General features: G+C 75.5%; 18 protein-coding genes and 1 pseudogene. 1 reads left to right on the top strand and 18 read right to left on the bottom strand.

From position 1 onward, the window contains the following. Nucleotides 1–2: 2 nt before the first annotated feature. The 17 genes from ACI78S_RS21280 to rpsP form a co-directional block, all read right to left on the bottom strand. Nucleotides 3–431: a hypothetical protein gene (locus ACI78S_RS21280; RefSeq protein ID WP_456976968.1), complete on the bottom strand. Its 429-nt coding sequence runs from the start codon at nt 429–431 to the stop codon at nt 3–5. 44 nt (nt 432–475) lie between these two features. Beyond that, nucleotides 476–1,051 (bottom strand): GrpB family protein, encoded by a 576-nt coding sequence (locus tag ACI78S_RS21275; protein ID WP_456976967.1) that lies wholly within the window; start codon nt 1,049–1,051, stop codon nt 476–478. A gap of 25 nt (nt 1,052–1,076) precedes the next feature. Then, on the bottom strand, nt 1,077–1,880 hold the full coding sequence (gene whiG / locus ACI78S_RS21270) for an RNA polymerase sigma factor WhiG (RefSeq protein WP_456976966.1): 804 nt from the start codon (nt 1,878–1,880) through the stop codon (nt 1,077–1,079). Nucleotides 1,881–1,959: 79 nt separating this feature from the next. Then, nucleotides 1,960–2,895: a tyrosine recombinase XerC gene (locus ACI78S_RS21265; RefSeq protein WP_456976965.1), complete on the bottom strand. Its 936-nt coding sequence runs from the start codon at nt 2,893–2,895 to the stop codon at nt 1,960–1,962. 77 nt (nt 2,896–2,972) lie between these two features. Continuing rightward, on the bottom strand, nt 2,973–4,214 hold the full coding sequence (dprA, locus tag ACI78S_RS21260; protein WP_456976964.1) for a DNA-processing protein DprA: 1,242 nt from the start codon (nt 4,212–4,214) through the stop codon (nt 2,973–2,975). Continuing rightward, nucleotides 4,211–5,731, bottom strand: coding sequence for a YifB family Mg chelatase-like AAA ATPase (locus tag ACI78S_RS21255; protein ID WP_456976963.1), 1,521 nt, complete (start codon nt 5,729–5,731; stop codon nt 4,211–4,213). Before ACI78S_RS21255 ends, dprA begins: the two co-directional genes overlap by 4 nt. Continuing rightward, a complete protein-coding gene (locus tag ACI78S_RS21250) occupies nt 5,728–6,087 on the bottom strand; it encodes a YraN family protein (protein ID WP_456976962.1) in 360 nt (119 codons plus the stop codon). Before ACI78S_RS21250 ends, ACI78S_RS21255 begins: the two co-directional genes overlap by 4 nt. A gap of 79 nt (nt 6,088–6,166) precedes the next feature. After that, on the bottom strand, nt 6,167–6,475 hold the full coding sequence (locus ACI78S_RS21245) for a DUF2469 domain-containing protein (protein WP_456976961.1): 309 nt from the start codon (nt 6,473–6,475) through the stop codon (nt 6,167–6,169). Continuing rightward, entirely contained in the window at nt 6,472–7,266 is a 795-nt protein-coding gene (locus ACI78S_RS21240; protein WP_456976960.1) for a ribonuclease HII, read from the bottom strand. Before ACI78S_RS21240 ends, ACI78S_RS21245 begins: the two co-directional genes overlap by 4 nt. Nucleotides 7,267–7,402: 136 nt before the next feature. Next, a complete protein-coding gene (locus ACI78S_RS21235; protein WP_456976959.1) occupies nt 7,403–8,110 on the bottom strand; it encodes a LuxR C-terminal-related transcriptional regulator in 708 nt (235 codons plus the stop codon). A gap of 173 nt (nt 8,111–8,283) precedes the next feature. Next, nucleotides 8,284–9,186 carry a signal peptidase I gene (gene lepB, locus ACI78S_RS21230; protein ID WP_456976958.1) on the bottom strand — a complete coding sequence of 301 codons (903 nt, stop codon included), beginning with the start codon at nt 9,184–9,186 and terminating at the stop codon, nt 8,284–8,286. Between the two features lie 79 nt (nt 9,187–9,265). Then, nucleotides 9,266–9,622 carry a 50S ribosomal protein L19 gene (gene rplS, locus ACI78S_RS21225; protein WP_456976957.1) on the bottom strand — a complete coding sequence of 119 codons (357 nt, stop codon included), beginning with the start codon at nt 9,620–9,622 and terminating at the stop codon, nt 9,266–9,268. Nucleotides 9,623–9,768: 146 nt separating this feature from the next. After that, nucleotides 9,769–10,269, bottom strand: coding sequence for an NUDIX hydrolase (locus tag ACI78S_RS21220; protein WP_456976956.1), 501 nt, complete (start codon nt 10,267–10,269; stop codon nt 9,769–9,771). Next, a complete protein-coding gene (gene trmD / locus ACI78S_RS21215) occupies nt 10,262–11,026 on the bottom strand; it encodes a tRNA (guanosine(37)-N1)-methyltransferase TrmD (protein ID WP_456976955.1) in 765 nt (254 codons plus the stop codon). The genes ACI78S_RS21220 and trmD overlap by 8 nt, the downstream gene beginning before the upstream one ends. After that, on the bottom strand, nt 11,026–11,526 hold the full coding sequence (gene rimM, locus ACI78S_RS21210; protein WP_456976954.1) for a ribosome maturation factor RimM: 501 nt from the start codon (nt 11,524–11,526) through the stop codon (nt 11,026–11,028). Before rimM ends, trmD begins: the two co-directional genes overlap by 1 nt. A 40-nt stretch (nt 11,527–11,566) precedes the next feature. Beyond that, entirely contained in the window at nt 11,567–11,803 is a 237-nt protein-coding gene (locus tag ACI78S_RS21205; RefSeq protein WP_263551940.1) for an RNA-binding protein, read from the bottom strand. A 3-nt stretch (nt 11,804–11,806) separates the two neighbouring features. After that, complete coding sequence (gene rpsP / locus ACI78S_RS21200) at nt 11,807–12,295, bottom strand: 30S ribosomal protein S16 (RefSeq protein ID WP_456976953.1); 489 nt, start codon at nt 12,293–12,295, stop codon at nt 11,807–11,809. A 346-nt stretch (nt 12,296–12,641) separates the two neighbouring features. Here rpsP and ACI78S_RS21195 point away from each other — a divergent pair. Continuing rightward, nucleotides 12,642–13,067: pseudogene (locus tag ACI78S_RS21195) on the top strand (bestrophin-like domain); the annotation flags it as partial. Here ACI78S_RS21195 and ACI78S_RS21190 read toward each other — a convergent pair. Continuing rightward, entirely contained in the window at nt 13,064–14,812 is a 1,749-nt protein-coding gene (locus ACI78S_RS21190) for a proline--tRNA ligase (protein ID WP_456976952.1), read from the bottom strand. The pseudogene ACI78S_RS21195 and the gene ACI78S_RS21190 sit on opposite strands and share 4 nt — an antisense overlap. Nucleotides 14,813–14,964 lie beyond the last annotated feature (152 nt).

The following is a 14,964-nucleotide window of genomic DNA, read 5'->3' as shown; positions in this document are numbered from 1 at the left end:
CCTCAGCCGGCCAGGCGCCCCTGGATGGCCTCGACCATGCGGTCGCGGGCGGTGGCGTTGTCCGGTGAGCGGTTGGGCTTGCGGCGCCCGGCGAGGATCCCGATCTCCCACGTCGTGCCGTCGCCGGTGGTGACGACGAGCGTGGGCGGGCGCATCAGCCCGGGACGGTCGCCGGCGCGCACCGCGGCGAGGGCGTCGGCGGCCCGCGTCGGGCCCCGCCCCCCGGTGAGGCGCCAGCTGACGGTCGGCGCCCGGCTGCCCTGCACGGGCGCGAAGACCAGCCGGGCGCTGGTGAGCAGCAGCTCGCCGGGGATCGAGGAGAGCGTGCCGGGGTGCACGGCGGCGACCTCGCGGGCGAGCTCGGTCTCGCCGTCGGCCAGGGGCACCGGCACGACCTGCGTGCCGCCGCCGAGCCGGTCCCTCAGCCCCATCGCGCCCCCGGCCCCCGTCGTCGCCGTCCTCGAACGGGGGGATCCTAGGTGGCGCCGTGCCCGCTCCCGGAGGCGCGCCAGCGCCGTGCCCGGTCGAGCGCCTCGGCGATCACGTCGGACTTGGCGTCCGCGTAGTGGTTCATGTCGGGCCACGGCCGCCGGGCCAGCTCCCGCTTGACGGCCTCGTACCGGAGCCGGTCCGCCTCGTCCACGCGCAGCCAGTCGCGCAGATCCAGGTAGTCGGCGACCGCCGCGTCGTCGGGCTCGTGGACGTGGACGTGCACGTCCCGGGCGGGCGTGCGGCACATCCGGTGTCCCGGCTCGCGCACCCGCAGGGCGAAGCCGGCACCCTCCAGCGCCGGCGCGTACGACGCCTCGTCCTCGACGTCGGCCACGGCCAGGAGGACGTCGACGACCGGCTTGGCGGCCAGGCCCGGCACCGACGTGCTGCCGATGTGCTCGACGCCCAGCGCACGGTCCCCGAGGGCCGCGCGCAGGCCGGCCGCCACCCCGGCGAACCGGACGGGCCGGTCGGGGTCGTGGTCGGCGACGACCACCGTCACGGGCTCGCGGCCGCCGATCAGGACGGCGTCGAGGTGGCGGTCGCGCTCGGGATCCATCGTCCCTCGGGTCCGGGAGGACCGGTCAGGCGATGTCGGCGAGCTTGGTGCGCAGGTGCAGCACGGCCTTGGTGTGCAGCTGGCAGATGCGGCTCTCGGTGACGCCGAGGACCCGGCCGATCTCGGCCAGCGTCAGCCCCTCGAAGTAGTACAGGCTGACCACGACCTTCTCGCGGTCGGGCAGCTGCTCGACGGCGCGGGCGAGCAGCTGACGGGCCTCGCCGTGCTCGGCCAGCGCCTGCGGGTCGGGGGCGGTGGAGTCCTGGAGGGTGTCGACGAGGCGGGGCGAGCCGCCGCCGTCGTCGTCGACGAGCAGCTCGTCGAGCGCCACGACGTTGACCAGGGAGAGCTGGCCGAGGAACTTGCGGACCTCCTCGACCTCCATCCCCATCTCCTCGGCGACCTCCTCGTCGCTCGGGGTGCGCTGCAGCCGGCTCTCCAGCTCGGCGACGGCCCGCTCGAACTGGCGGGCCTTCATGCGCACCGACCGCGGGATCCAGTCGGTGCTGCGCAGCTCGTCGATGATCGCGCCGCGGATGCGGGCCATCGCGTAGCTCTCGAACTTGACCTCGCGGGTCGGCTCGTAACGGGTGATCGCGTCGATCAGCCCGAACGTGCCGTAGGAGACGAGGTCGGCCTGCTCGACGTGCGAGGGCAGGCCGCTGCCGACCCGGCCGGCGACGTACTTCACCAGCGGGGCGTAGTGCAGGATCAGCCGGTCCCGCAGCTCCGGGGAGCGGTCGGCGACGTAGCGCGCCCAGAGATCGGCCAGGGCCGCGTCGGCGTCCTCGCTGTGCTCGTCCAGCCGGTGGATGGTCGCCTCAGGCACGATCTGCGCTCCTCGGTCCTGCATCTGCTCCCGCCTCGGTCGGGAGGATTCCCCGTACTTGCCGCACTCGACCGTCCTCTCAGGCCCTGGGGTGCGCTTGCGCGTGGACCGCACGGAGCCGTTCGACCGTCACGTGCGTGTAGATCTGCGTGGTGGCGAGGCTAGCGTGGCCGAGCAGCTCCTGGACCGAGCGCAGGTCGGCACCGCCCTCCAGGACGTGCGTCGCGGCCGAGTGCCGCAGGCCGTGCGGGCCGATGTCCGGGGCGCCCGGGGTGGCCTGGACGGCGGCGTGCACCACCCGCCGCGCCTCGCGCGGGTCGAGCCGGCGACCACGGACGCCGAGCAGCAGCGCCGGACCGGACTCGCCGGTGGCCAGCGCGGTCCGGCCCCGGACGAGCCAGGCCTCGATCGCCCGCTCGGCCGGGACGCCGTACGGGACGCTGCGTTCCTTGCGGCCCTTGCCCAGCACGCGCAGCAGCCGCCGGCCGCGGTCGACGTCGTCGACGTCGAGCCCGACCAGCTCGCTGACCCGGATGCCGCTGGCGTAGAGCAGCTCCAGGACGACGGCGTCGCGCAGCGCGACCGGCTCGTCGGCGCCGGCGGCGGTGTCGAGCACCGCCCGCGCCTGGACCGGGTCGAGGACGTCGGGCAGGGTGCGGTGCCCCTTGGGGCTCACCAACCGCAGGCCGACGTCCTCCGTCGTCCGGCCGCTGCGGCGCAGCCAGGCGGTGAAGGAGCGGGCGGCCGCGGCGGAGCGGGCGGTGGTGGCCCGGCTGTGCCCGGTCGTGCGGCCCTTCGCCAGCCAGCTGCGCAGCGACGCGAGGTCGAGGTCGGCCGCGGTCGTCCCGCCGCGCCGCGCCAGGTGGTCCAGCAGGCGGACGACGTCGCCCAGGTAGCCGCGGACGGTGTGCTCGGACAGGTCGCGGCCGGCGCGCAGGTGCTCCTCGAACCCGTCCAGCGCCTCGGCCAGCGCCGGGGGCAGCCCGGCGCGCAGCTCTGCCGTCGATGCCGCCACGGCGGCAACCGTCCGTGGCGCGGCCGCCACGGTCAAGGCGCCGCGCCGTCCGGTTGCCCACGACCGACCGCGCGACGTCAGCGGCGCCGGGCGCCCTCCGGCGACGGCGCGAGCCGCCAGCCCGTGCCGGTCCACTGCACCAGGTCGGCGAGCTCCAGCGCGGGCAGCACGCGCAGCACCTCGAGCACGTCGCAGCCGGCGACGGCCGCGAGCCGCTCGGGGGCCACCCCGACCCGGACCGGGCAGGCGTCGAGCACCCGCCGCGCGACGTCGGAGAGGCCGTCGCGGACGTCGTCCCGGCGCTCGGCGGGCGGGGCCAGGTCGACGCCGAGCCCGCCCACCTCCTCGAGCACGTGCGCCGCGGAGGCGACCGGCCGCGCAGCCGGGTCGTCGGGGGTGCCGCGCAGGAGTTCGTGGCAGCCGACCGACATCGCGCTCGTCACCGGCCCGGGCACCGCCATGACGGACCTGCCGAGCTTCCTCGCCCGGTTGGCCGTGGCCATCGCCCCGGAGCGCGCCGCCGCCTCGACCACCACCGTGCCGCGGGTGAGCGCGGCGATGATCCGGTTGCGGACCAGGAACCGGTGCTGGTGCGGCGCCGCGCCCGGTGGCCACTCGCTGACGAGTGACCCGCTGTCGGCGATGCGGGTCAGCAGGGCGCCGTTGCCGGCGGGGTAGGGCCGGTCGACCCCGCAGGCGAGCACGGCGATCGTCGGCCCGCCGGCGGCGAGGGCTCCGCGGTGGGCGGCCGCGTCGATCCCGAAGGCGCCGCCGGAGACCACCGTCCACCCCCGCTCCGCCAACCGGTGGCCCAGGTCGCCGGCGACGTGCTCGCCGTAGGCCGTGCACGCGCGGGACCCCACGAGGGCCACCGACCGGTCGACCAGCTCGTCGAGCCGGCCCGGCCCGCGCACCCACAGCGCCAGCGGCGGCACCAGGGCGACGGTGCGGTCGGACTGGCGCTTCGGATCGTCGGGCTCCTCGGCGGTGGCCACCGTGAGCGCGTGCAGGGGGAACGCCGGCCACTCGTCGTCCTCGGGGACGACCAGGCGGGCGCCGCAGCGCTCGGCGCGGCGCAGGTCGTCGAGGCCGTCGTCCCGCTCGGCGCGCGCCCCCAGCAGCCCCAGCACGCGCGGGGGCGCCTGCCGTGCCCGGATCCGCCGCACCGCCTCGACCGGGCCGTGCCGGTCGACGAACCGCCACAGGTCGATCGTGCCGGGCTCCACCGCCCGGCTGAGCCACGCCCGCGCCCGCAGCAGGCCGGGGGTGCGCTCCCCCGGCGCCGCCGCGGCCTCGGCCAGGTCCTGGTCGAGCGTCATGCCGCGGCCCGCTGCAGCCGCATGCCCAGGGCCTCCGCCACGTCGTCGGCGCCCGGCACCGTCCGCCCGGCGAGGTCGGCGAGCGTCCACGCGACGCGCAGCACCCGGTCGTAGCCGCGCACGGACAGCGCGCCGCGCTCCAGGGCCCGCTCGACCAGCGCCAGCGACGCCCGCGGGACGGTCCACCGCTCCCGCAGCAGCCGCCCCGGCACGTTCGCGTTGAGGTCCAGGCCGCTCCCCCGCAGGCGCTCCGCCGCGGCCGCCCGCGCCGCCGCCACCCGGGCGGCCACCGCGGCCGTCGGCTCCGGCGTCCCCAGCCCGTCCAGCCAGGCCGCGCGGGTGACCGGCGGGAGGTCGACCCGCAGGTCGATGCGGTCGAGCAGCGGCCCGGACAGCCGCGACTGGTAGCGGCGCCGCTCCACCGGGCTGCAGGTGCAGGCGGCGTCGCCGGCGGCGCTGGCGCAGGGGCAGGGGTTGGCCGCCAGCACCAGCTGGGCGCGGCACGGGAAGGTCGCGGAGCCCCCGACCCGCTGGATGGTCACCGAGCCCCGTTCGAGGGGCTGGCGCAGGGTGTCGAGCACCGCCCGCGGGAACTCCGGCGCCTCGTCGAGGAACAGCACGCCGCGGTGGGCGCGGCAGACGGCGCCCGGCCGGATCTGGCCCGAGCCGCCGCCCACGAGGGAGGCGAGGGTCGCGGAGTGGTGCGGCGACTCGAACGCCGGCCGGGTGATCAGCGGCGCCCCCGACGGCAGCGTGCCGGCGATCGAGTGGATCGCGGTGACCTCGAGCGCGGCGTCGTCGTCCAGCGGCGGGAGCAGCCCGGGCAGCCGCTCGGCCAGCATCGTCTTGCCCGCCCCCGGCGGACCGGTCAGGAACAGGTGGTGCCCGCCGGCCGCGGCGACCTCGACGGCCCGCCGTCCCGCGGTCTGGCCGACGACGTCGGCGAGGTCCGGCCCGGGCCGGGCCGCCGGCACGGCACCGCGCGCGTGCGGGACCAGCCGGTCCCCGCCGGTCAGGTGGTCGACGAGCGCGGCCAGCGTGGGTGCGGCGAGGACCTCGGCGCCGGCGACCAGCGCGGCCTCGTCGGCGTTGGCCGGCGGCACCACGACCCGCCGGTGCCCCGCCCGGGCGGCGGCCAGGACGGCGGGGAGGACGCCGCGGATGCCGCGCACCGACCCGTCCAGCCCGAGCTCGCCGAGCAGCACCAGGTCCTCGACCGCGGCGGCCGGCACGGTGCCCGCCGCCGCGAGCAGCGCGGCGGCCAGCGCGAGGTCGAAGCCGCTGCCCTGCTTGGGCATCGACGCCGGGGACAGCCCGATGGTGATCCGCCGCTGCGGCCAGCTGGCCCCCGCGTTGGTGATCGCCGCGCGCACCCGGTCGACCGACTGCCGCACCACCGCGTCCGGCAGCCCGACCAGCACCGTCTGGGGGAACCCCTGCGCCATGTCGACCTCGATCTCGACCAGCGCCCCGTGGACACCGACCAGCCCGACCGACCACGTGCGCGCCAGCGTCACGAGAACGCTCCCCGCAGGTGGGTGACCAGCGCCGGGCGGTCCGGGCGGACCAGCACGCCGACGACGTCGAAGCGGAGCTCCGGGGCGTGCTCGTCGTGCGCGGCCAGCCAGCGCTGCGCGAGGGTGCGCAGCCGCCGCTGCTTCACCGGGGTCACCGCCTCGACGGGGTGGCCGAAGCCGGTGCCGCGCCGGGTCTTCACCTCGCAGAACACCAGCGCGTCGCCCTCGCGGGCCACGATGTCGAGCTCGCCCTCGCGGCAGCGCCAGTTGCGGGCGAGCACGCGCAGGCCGGCGTCGGTCAGGTAGGCGGCGGCGACCCGCTCGCCGTGGACCCCCAGGTCCGAGGTGGTGGACACCCCTCGACCCTCGCCCGCCGGCGGCCCGCGGTCAGCCGTCCGGCGCGGTCTGTGGATCCGCCCCCCGGCTGTGGACGGGCTAGGACGAGGGCAGCTCGAGGTCGGGCTTGTCCAGCTCCTCGACGTTGACGTCCTTGAACGTCAGCACGCGCACGTTGCGCACGAACCGGGCCGGCCGGTACATGTCCCACACCCAGGCGTCGCTGAGCTTGAGCTCGAAGAAGACCTCGCCGCCGGCCTCCCGGACCTGCAGGTCCACCGCGTTGGCCAGGTAGAAGCGGCGCTCGGTCTCCACCACGTAGGTGAACTGGCGCACGATGTCCCGGTACTCGCGATAGAGCTGCAGCTCCATCTCGGTCTCGTACTTCTCGAGATCCTCGGTGCTCATCGCAGGTCTCCGACCGGACGCATGGACCCATTCTCGACCATCGCGCCGGAACCGGTCAGCTGGAGGGCCCGACCGGCGTGGGTGGCGAGGTGGGCGGCGCGGTCGGCGGCGCGGTGGGCATCGCGGGCCCGGGCCACGTTGACGAAGCGCATCCGGTGCTCCGGGCAGGGCCCGTGGCGCTCGAGGGCGGCGCTGTGGACGTCGGTGATGTAGCCCTTGTGCCCGGCGAAGTCGTACTCGGGCCAGCGGTCGTGCAGTTCGAGCATGATCCGGTCGCGGGTGACCTTGGCCAGCACCGAGGCGGCGGCCACGCACGCGGCCACCCGGTCGCCCTTCCAGACGGCGAGGGTGGGCGCGGCCAGCCCCGGTACCGGGAAGCCGTCGGTGAGCACGTAGTCCGGGGACGGGTCGAGGGCGCAGACGGCACGGCGCAGCGCCTCGAGGTTGGTGACGTGCATCCCGCGGGCGTCGAGGTCCTCGACCGGGATGACGACGACCGACCACGCCACGGCGCGGTCGACCACCTCGGCGTGGACCCGCTCGCGCGCGGCGGCGGTGAGCAGCTTGGAGTCGGCCAGCCCGGGCACGCGGCCGCGCCGGCCCGCGGGGAGGATGCAGGCGGCGGCCACCAGCGGCCCGGCGCAGGCGCCGCGGCCGGCCTCGTCGGCGCCGGCGATCGCGGCGAAGCCGCGGCGGCGCAGGCGGCGTTCCATGTCCCACAGCGCGTCGGCACGCTCGTCGGCCGGCTGCTCGGGGGAAGCGGAGCGGGCGGGGGGAGGAAGCAGAGCCATCGCCGTCCGACCCTACGACGGGGGACCGACGCGAGGGCGTCCGGACATGGCTCGGGCCGGTCCCCGTCGGAGGGGACCGGCCCGGGCCGGTCGGACCGCCGAGGAGGCGGACGGTCCGGGGCTGCGGAGCGGGGGGTCAGGCCTCCGCGTCGGCCGGGGTCAGCGGGTGCGCGCCGCACGTGCAGGCGCCCGCGCCGCCGCCCCGCGAGGAGAGGACCAGCGACACCGCGTGGGCGCGGTCGCGGGCACCCAGCTTGCGCAGGATCGCCTTCACGTGGCTCTTGACCGTGTCTTCGCTGATGAACAGGTTGCGGCCGATCTGGCGGTTGGACTGGCCCTGGATGAGCTCGTCGAGCACGTCCTGCTCGCGGCGGGTCAGCGGCACCTCGGGGACGAACGGCTTGCCCACCGGCGCGGCCGACGGCTCGACCCGGCGGATCTGCGGGTCGACGACGGTGCGCCCGGCACGGGCGGCCAGGATCGCCCAGCCGAGCAGGGTCGGCGAGGTGTTGAGCAGCAGGTAGCCGCGGACGCCGGCGGCGATCGCCTCGTTCACCACGGCCGGGTCCTCGGAGGTGGCCAGCGCCACGATGGTCACGCGGGGGAAGCGGCGGCGCAGGTCCCGGCAGGCGTTGAGGGTCGCGGCCCTGCCCGAGCCCAGCTCCACCACGACGGCGTCGGGACGGGCGGTCTCGACCAGGGTCAGGGCCCGGCGCAGCTCGCCCGGGGTGCCCACGGCCTGCATGCCGGCGGTCTCGTTGACCATGCTGACCAGGCCGCGACGCAGCACGGGGCTGTCGGCGAGGAGGAGCACGCGGGTCACGCCGCGGGCGGTGCTCGCCATGGGTGCAGACACAACTGACTCCGTTTCAACTCCGGGAAGTTCCAACACCTCCATCGGAAGGGTGAAACGGTTGCTTTAACTTTCTCCGAGAATTTTCTGCGAGCAATACCGGCCGGCCGTTCCGCGCGGTTCGAGTCCCATCCGCAACGGGGAACGGCATTCCGGAAATGGTGTCAGCGATTCCGGCGCCGGCGGCGCCACATCGCGAAGGGCACGACGGTGGCCAGGCCCACGACCTCGGGGGCCACCACGGCGCCGGGCGCGCCCGCGGCCTCGGTGCCCTGGATGTCGGGGGAATCGAGCAACCCGAACCGGTCGAGCGGCCACACGATGACCGCGGCCTTTCCGATGACGTCGGAGACGGCGATCGTGCCTGCGTGCTCGTCGCCGACGTGGGTGCGCGAATCGGCCGACGCCGACCGGTGGTCACCCATCACCCACAGCCGCCCCTCCGGCACGGTCACCGGGCCGAAGGCGCGCGATTCCAGCGGGTTGTCCTCGTAGATGTAGGGCTCGTCGAGCGGCTCGCCGTCGACCGTGACGCGGCCCTGCGGGTCGCAGCAGGCGACGGTCTGGCCCCCGGTGGCGATCACCCGCTTGACGTAGTCGTCCTCGCTGGGCGGCGCGACGCCGATCGAGCGCCCCAGCCAGAGCAGCGCGCCGGAGAACCAGTTGCCGGGCTCGGAGACCTGGATCTCCGGCGACCAGGTGTCGGGGCCCTCGAACACGACGATGTCACCGGGCTCGGGCTCGCCGAACCAGTACGGGACCTTGTTGACCAGCACGCGGTCGCCGGTGCACCCGGTGCAGCCGTGCAGGGTCCGCTCCATCGACCCGGAGGGGATGAAGAACGCCTGCACGAAGAACGTCTTGACCAGCAGGGCCAGGACGAAGGCGATCAGCAGCAGCACCGGCAGCTCGCGCAGCAGCGAGCCCTTCTTCTTCGGCGCCCCGCCGTGACGGCGCCGGGAGCGCGCCGGCCGCTGCTCCTCGGTGACCTCCGGCTCCCCGGAGCCGGGCAGGCCGTCGTCCCCCGGTACGCGGTCGGCGGGCCCCGCGGGCCGATCGCTGCTCATCGGGGACCAGCGTACGGCCGGGCGGGACCCGCCGTGGGCAGCCCGGGGCGACCCGGGCGCGACATGTCGGTGCGTGCGGTCAGCGGGCGACCGGCTCGCGCTTCTCCTTGATCTTGGCGGCCTTGCCGCGCAGCTCGCGGAGGTAGTACAGCTTCGCCCGGCGGACGTCACCGCGGGTGACGACCTCGATCTTCTCGACGACCGGGGTGTGCACCGGGAAGGTGCGCTCGACGCCCACGCCGAAGCTCACCTTGCGCACGGTGAACGACTCGCGGATGCCGCCGCCCTGACGGCGGATGACGACGCCCTGGAAGACCTGGATGCGCGACCGGTTGCCCTCGACGACGCGGACGTGCACCTTGACGGTGTCGCCGGGACGGAACTCGGGGATGTCGTCGCGCAGCGAGTCGGCGTCGAGTGCGTCCAGGGTGTTCATCTCAGCAGTCCTGTCGTCCTAGCGGTGGCTCGTTCCGGTCCGGACAGCCCGCGGCCCCGGCGGTCGTTCCCGGGGGCCTCGGCTCTCGCGGAGAGCGCGCGTCAGCGGCGCTGACGTCTGCAGCAGCTCTCTACTGTGCCACAACTTCAGTCGACGGCGCGCGGCGGCCCCGTCCAGGGCCCGGCGAGCAGCTCGGGGAGCACCGCGGCCAGCTCCCGCGGGGCGAACCGCTCGCCGCTCGCGGCGACGTCCTCGAGGGGCCACCACCGCCACGGCTGGTCCTCGTACGCCTCCAGCTCGGTCTGGCCGCTGACGTCCACCTCGTGCTCGACGTCGCGCAGGACGAAGTAGGTCTCGCGCGCGTCGATCAGCTCGCCCAGGAACGGGACGACGACGCGCCGGATCCAGACCGGGCCCTCGAGGGCCGCCGGGTCGACGACGAGACCGATCTCCTCGGCGAGCTCCCGGGCCGCGGCCAGCCGCACCGGCTCCCCCGGCTCCACCTCGCCGCCGGGCGTGTACCAGTACAGGACCGGCCCGGGCGGGGTGCTCAGGTCGACCAGCCGCGCGCCGAACAGCAGGACCCGGCCCGCCGGGTCGAGCAGGACGACGCGCGCGCTGACGCGGATCCGCGGTCGGTCAGCCACCCTCGAGGACCGCCCGGTCGGCGTCCGAGAGCGCGTCCTCCGGCAGCGCGGCCAGCAGGTCGGGACGGCGGGCCGCGGTGCGCCGCAGCGACTCCGCGCGCCGCCAGCGAGCGATCGCCGCGTGGTCGCCGGAGAGCAGCACCGGCGGGACGTCGAGGCCCCGCCAGGACGCCGGCCGCGTGTAGGAGGGGCCCTCGAGCAGCCCGTCGGCGTGCGAGTCGAGCTCGACGGACTCGCGGTTGCCGACGACGCCCGGCAGCAGGCGGGTGACCGCCTCGACCATCACCAGCACCGCGGACTCGCCGCCGGCGAGCACGTAGTCGCCCAGGGAGACCTCGGACACCGGGCCGGCGCCCGCGGCCCAGTCGGCGACCCGCTGGTCGATGCCCTCGTAGCGGCCGCAGGCGAAGACCAGGCCCGGCTCGGCCGCCCACTCGGCGGCCATCGCCTGGGTGAACCGACGGCCGGCCGGCGTGGGCACGACCAGGCGGGTGCCGGGCGGGCGCACCTCGTCGAGGGCCCGGCCCCACGGCTCGGGCCGCATGACCATGCCCGGGCCGCCGCCGTACGGGGCGTCGTCCACGGTGCGGTGCACGTCGTCGGTCCACCGCCGCAGGTCGTGGACGGCGATGCTGACCAGCCCGCGCTCGGCGGCCTTGCCGAGCAGGGACTGGCGCAGCGGCGCCAGGTACTCGGGGAAGATCGTGACGACATCGATCCGGAAGCCGTCGACGCGGTGGCCCATCAGGTGGCCCATCAGAGCTCCAGCAGGCCTTCGGGCGGGTCGACCACGACGTGCCCGGCCGCGAGGTCGACGGTGGGCACGATCGCCTTGGCGAAGGGGATCAGCACCTCGCCGCCGTCGGGCCGGCGCACGACCAGCAGGTCGGCGCCCTCGTGGCGCACCGCCGCGACCTCGCCCAGCACGGAGTCGTCGGTCAGCCGGGCGGTCAGGCCGACCAGCTGGTGGTCGTAGAAGTCGTCGGGGTCGTCCAGCGCCGGCAGCGCGGCCACGTCGACGAGCAGGAGGGTGTCGCGCAGCTCCTCGGCGCCCTCGCGGCTCTCGACACCCTCGAGGGTGAGCAGCAGGACCTCGCGGTGCCAGCGGGCGCGGGCGACGGTCAGCGGGCCGCGCGACGCGGGATCGGTGCGCAGGACGGCCCCGGGGGTGAAACGCAGGTCGGGGTCGTCGGTGCGGACCTCCAGGGTCACCTCACCCCGGACACCGTGGGGCCGGCCGATGCGGCCGACGACCACGGTGTCCGGGGTGCCGGGTAGAGTGCTCAGAGGAGTGAGCTCAGCGTCCGTCGGTGTCGACGACGTCGACCCGCAGGCCGCGGCCGCCCACGCCGGTCATGACCTGGCGCAGCGCCTTGGCGGTGCGCCCGCCGCGGCCGATGACCTTGCCGAGGTCGTCGGGGTGCACCCGGACCTCGAGGGTCTTGCCGCGGCGGCTGGTGAGCAGGTCGACGGTGACGTCGTCGGGGTGGTCGACGATGCCCTTGACCAGGTGCTCGAGCGCTTCTTCGAGCACGTCTTACTCGGCGGGCGTCGCAGCCGGCCCGCCGGAGGCCGGGCCCTCGCCGCCGGCGGCCGCGGCCTCGGCGACGGTGTCGGCCGGCGCGTCGGCGTTCTTCGGGGCGGCCTTCTTCTTCGGCGTGGTGGCGCCCGCGGCGGGCTCCTCTCCACCGGCGGCCTTGACGGCGGCCTCGTAGAGCGCCTTCTTGTCCGGCTTGGGCTCGGCGACCTTCATCGGGGCCGGGGCCGGCTCGCCCTTGAACTTCTGCCAGTCGCCGGTGACCCGGAGGATGGCCGCCACGGCCTCGGTCGGCTGGGCGCCGACGCCCAGCCAGTACTGGGCGCGCTCGCTGTCGACCTCGATGAAGGAGGGGTCCTCCTTCGGGTGGTACTTGCCGATCGTCTCGATCGAGCGGCCGTCGCGCTTGGTACGGGCGTCGGCGACGACGATGCGGTAGTACGGCGCGCGCATCTTGCCCAGGCGCATGAGCTTGATCTTGGTGGCCACGGTGGGTGGTGTACTCCTCGAACGCAGTGTCGGTGCTCGCCGGACGCGACGTGTGGGGGTACGCCGGTGGCGGAGCCAGGGACACGGCCGGCAACGGTGAGAGGGCCGCCCACCGCCGTGTTCGACCGTCCATCATGCCAGATGCCGGCGGAACCCTTCACGGCCAGCTCGGGTCGGCTCCGCCACGCGGGGTCGTGGGTGCCCGGTCCCGGCCGGGCCGAGGGCTCGTGGGGCCGGCTGCCCACCCGCCCGGGCGCCGCGGCGCGGGGAGCCGGCACCGGATCGGGTTCCCGCGCCCGGCGGGGAGTGCGACCCTGACCTCGACCGCGACGCGGGCCCGGGCGCCCGGGACCAGGAGCGCCGGGAAGCCGGCATGGCCCGCGACATCCTGCAGGAGATGGCCGACGCGCTCGCCGGCACGACCGTCACCACGCCCGCGGAGCAGGCGTTCGTGGGCGCGGAGGTGGAGCGGCTGAACGACCTCGTGAGCCTGCGCAGCCAGCGGCTGGACTTCGTCGAGGGCGGCATCCCCGCGAGCCTGTGGATCGCGCTGGTCGTGGGGGCACTGGTCACCGTCGGCTTCGCGCTGCTGTTCGGCCTGGAGCGCGCCGAGCTGCACGTGGTGATGGTGGGCAGCCTCTCGGTGCTGATCGGTGGCCTCCTGTTCGTCGCGGTCGGGTTCAACTACCCGTTCGCCGGCGACGTCGCCGTGCACCCCACACCCTTCGAGCGGGTGCTCGACGACTTCGGCGGCCCCGCGGACGGCGACTAGCCCCGGACGGCGGCAAGCACCCGCGCGGCGGCCTCGCCGACCGGCACCTCCTGGCGCTCCCCGCTCGTGCGGTCGCGCAGCTCGACCACGCCGTCGGCCAGGCCGCGGCCCACGGTGACGATGGTCGGCATGCCGAGCAGCTCGGCGTCCTTGAACTTCACCCCCGGGCTGACCTTGGGCCGGTCGTCGTAGAGCACCGTGAGGCCGGCGCCGACCAGCTCACCGGCCAGCGCCTCGGCGGCCTCGAAGACCGCGGCGTCCTTGCCCGTGGCGACGAGGTGCACGTCGGCGGGCGCGACCTCCCGCGGCCAGCACAGGCCGAGCTCGTCGTGCGTGGACTCGGCGATCGCGGCGACGGCACGGGAGACCCCGATGCCGTAGGAGCCCATGGTGACCGTGACGAGCTTGCCGTTCTCGTCGAGCACCTGCAGGCCGAGGGCGTCGGCGTACTTGCGGCCGAGCTGGAAGATGTGGCCGATCTCGACCCCGCGGGCGAGCTCGAGCGGGCCCGAGCCGTCCGGCGCCGGGTCGCCGGGGAGCACCTCGGCGGCCTCGATGACGCCGTCCCAGGTGAAGTCGCGGCCGGCGACCAGGTCGAAGACGTGCTTGCCGGCCTCGTTGGCGCCGGTGATCCACCGGGTGCCGGGCACGACCCGCGGGTCGACCAGGTAGCGGATGGCGGTCGGGCTGTCCTTGCCCAGCACCTCGGGGCCGATGTAGCCCTTGACCAGCGCCGGGTGCTCCTCGAAGTCGGTGAACGGCTCCACCTCGGCCGGCGAGACCTGCGCCTCCAGCCGCTTGGCGTCGACCTCGCGGTCGCCGGGGACGCCGACCACCAGCGGCTCGCGGACGCCGTCCGGGTGCACGAGGGTGACCACGACGTTCTTCAGCGTCGAGGCCGCCGTGTAGCCCTCGTCGGGGAACAGCTGCCGGGCCACCGCGACCAGGGTCTCGATGGTGGGGGTGTCGGGGGTGTCCTCGACGTGCGCGGCCGGCAGCCCGTCGAGCGGGACCGGGTCGGGGACGACGGTGCGCACCGCCTCCACGTTGGCCGCGTAGCCGCCCGGGGAGCGGACGAAGGTGTCCTCGCCGATCTCGGTCGGGTGCAGGAACTCCTCGCTCTTCGACCCGCCCATCGCCCCGGACATCGCCGAGACGACGACGTACTCGAGGCCGAGCCGGTCGAAGATGCGGATGTAGGCGTCGCGGTGCGCGGTGTAGGAGGCCTCGAGCCCGGCGTCGTCGACGTCGAAGGAGTAGCTGTCCTTCATCGTGAACTCGCGGCCGCGCATCAGGCCCGCCCGGGGCCGCGCCTCGTCCCGGAACTTGGTCTGGATCTGGTACAGCGACAGCGGCAGGTCCTTGTACGACGAGTACAGGTCCTTCACCAGGAGCGTGAACATCTCCTCGTGCGTCGGGCCGAGCAGGTAGTCGGCGTCGCGCCTGTCCTTGAGCCGGAACAGGCTGTCGCCGTACTCGGTCCAGCGGCCGGTCGCCTCGTAGGGCTCGCGCGGCAGGAGGGCCGGGAAGTGCACCTCCTGGGCGCCCATGGCGTCCATCTCCTCGCGGATCACCCGCTCGACGTTGCGGAAGACCCGGTAGCCCAGTGGCAGCCAGGTGAAGCCGCCGGGGGCGGCGCGGCGGATGTAGCCGGCCCGCACGAGCAGCCTGTGGCTCGGCACCTCGGCGTCGGCCGGGTCGTCGCGCAGCGTGCGCAGGAACAAGGAGGACATCCGCAACAGCACGGGCCCAGTCTCCCAGCCCGTGCCAGCGGAATACGGGGGGGGGGGGGGGGGGGGGGGGGGGGGGGGGGGGGGGGGGGGGGGGGGGGGGGGGGGGGGGGGGGGGGGGGGGGGGGTGGGGGGGGGGGGGGGGGGGGGGGGGGGGGGGGGGGGGG

The sequence above is a fragment of the Geodermatophilus sp. SYSU D00815 genome, from assembly GCF_054050035.1.
Note: the sequence above shows the minus strand (reverse complement) of the source record. Positions and strands in the feature narration are given on the sequence as shown.

Bases quoted from the DNA above. Each gene is read 5' to 3' on its own strand.
- ACI78S_RS21280 (WP_456976968.1), bottom strand. From the start codon at position 431: ATGGGGCTGAGGGACCGGCTCGGCGGCGGCACGCAGGTCGTGCCGGTG.
- ACI78S_RS21275 (WP_456976967.1), bottom strand. From the start codon at position 1,051: ATGGATCCCGAGCGCGACCGCCACCTCGACGCCGTCCTGATCGGCGGC.
- dprA (WP_456976964.1), bottom strand. From the start codon at position 4,214: ATGACGCTCGACCAGGACCTGGCCGAGGCCGCGGCGGCGCCGGGGGAG.
- ACI78S_RS21245 (WP_456976961.1), bottom strand. From the start codon at position 6,475: ATGAGCACCGAGGATCTCGAGAAGTACGAGACCGAGATGGAGCTGCAG.
- ACI78S_RS21240 (WP_456976960.1), bottom strand. From the start codon at position 7,266: ATGGCTCTGCTTCCTCCCCCCGCCCGCTCCGCTTCCCCCGAGCAGCCG.
- ACI78S_RS21235 (WP_456976959.1), bottom strand. From the start codon at position 8,110: ATGGCGAGCACCGCCCGCGGCGTGACCCGCGTGCTCCTCCTCGCCGAC.
- lepB (WP_456976958.1), bottom strand. From the start codon at position 9,186: ATGAGCAGCGATCGGCCCGCGGGGCCCGCCGACCGCGTACCGGGGGAC.
- rplS (WP_456976957.1), bottom strand. From the start codon at position 9,622: ATGAACACCCTGGACGCACTCGACGCCGACTCGCTGCGCGACGACATC.
- trmD (WP_456976955.1), bottom strand. From the start codon at position 11,026: ATGGGCCACCTGATGGGCCACCGCGTCGACGGCTTCCGGATCGATGTC.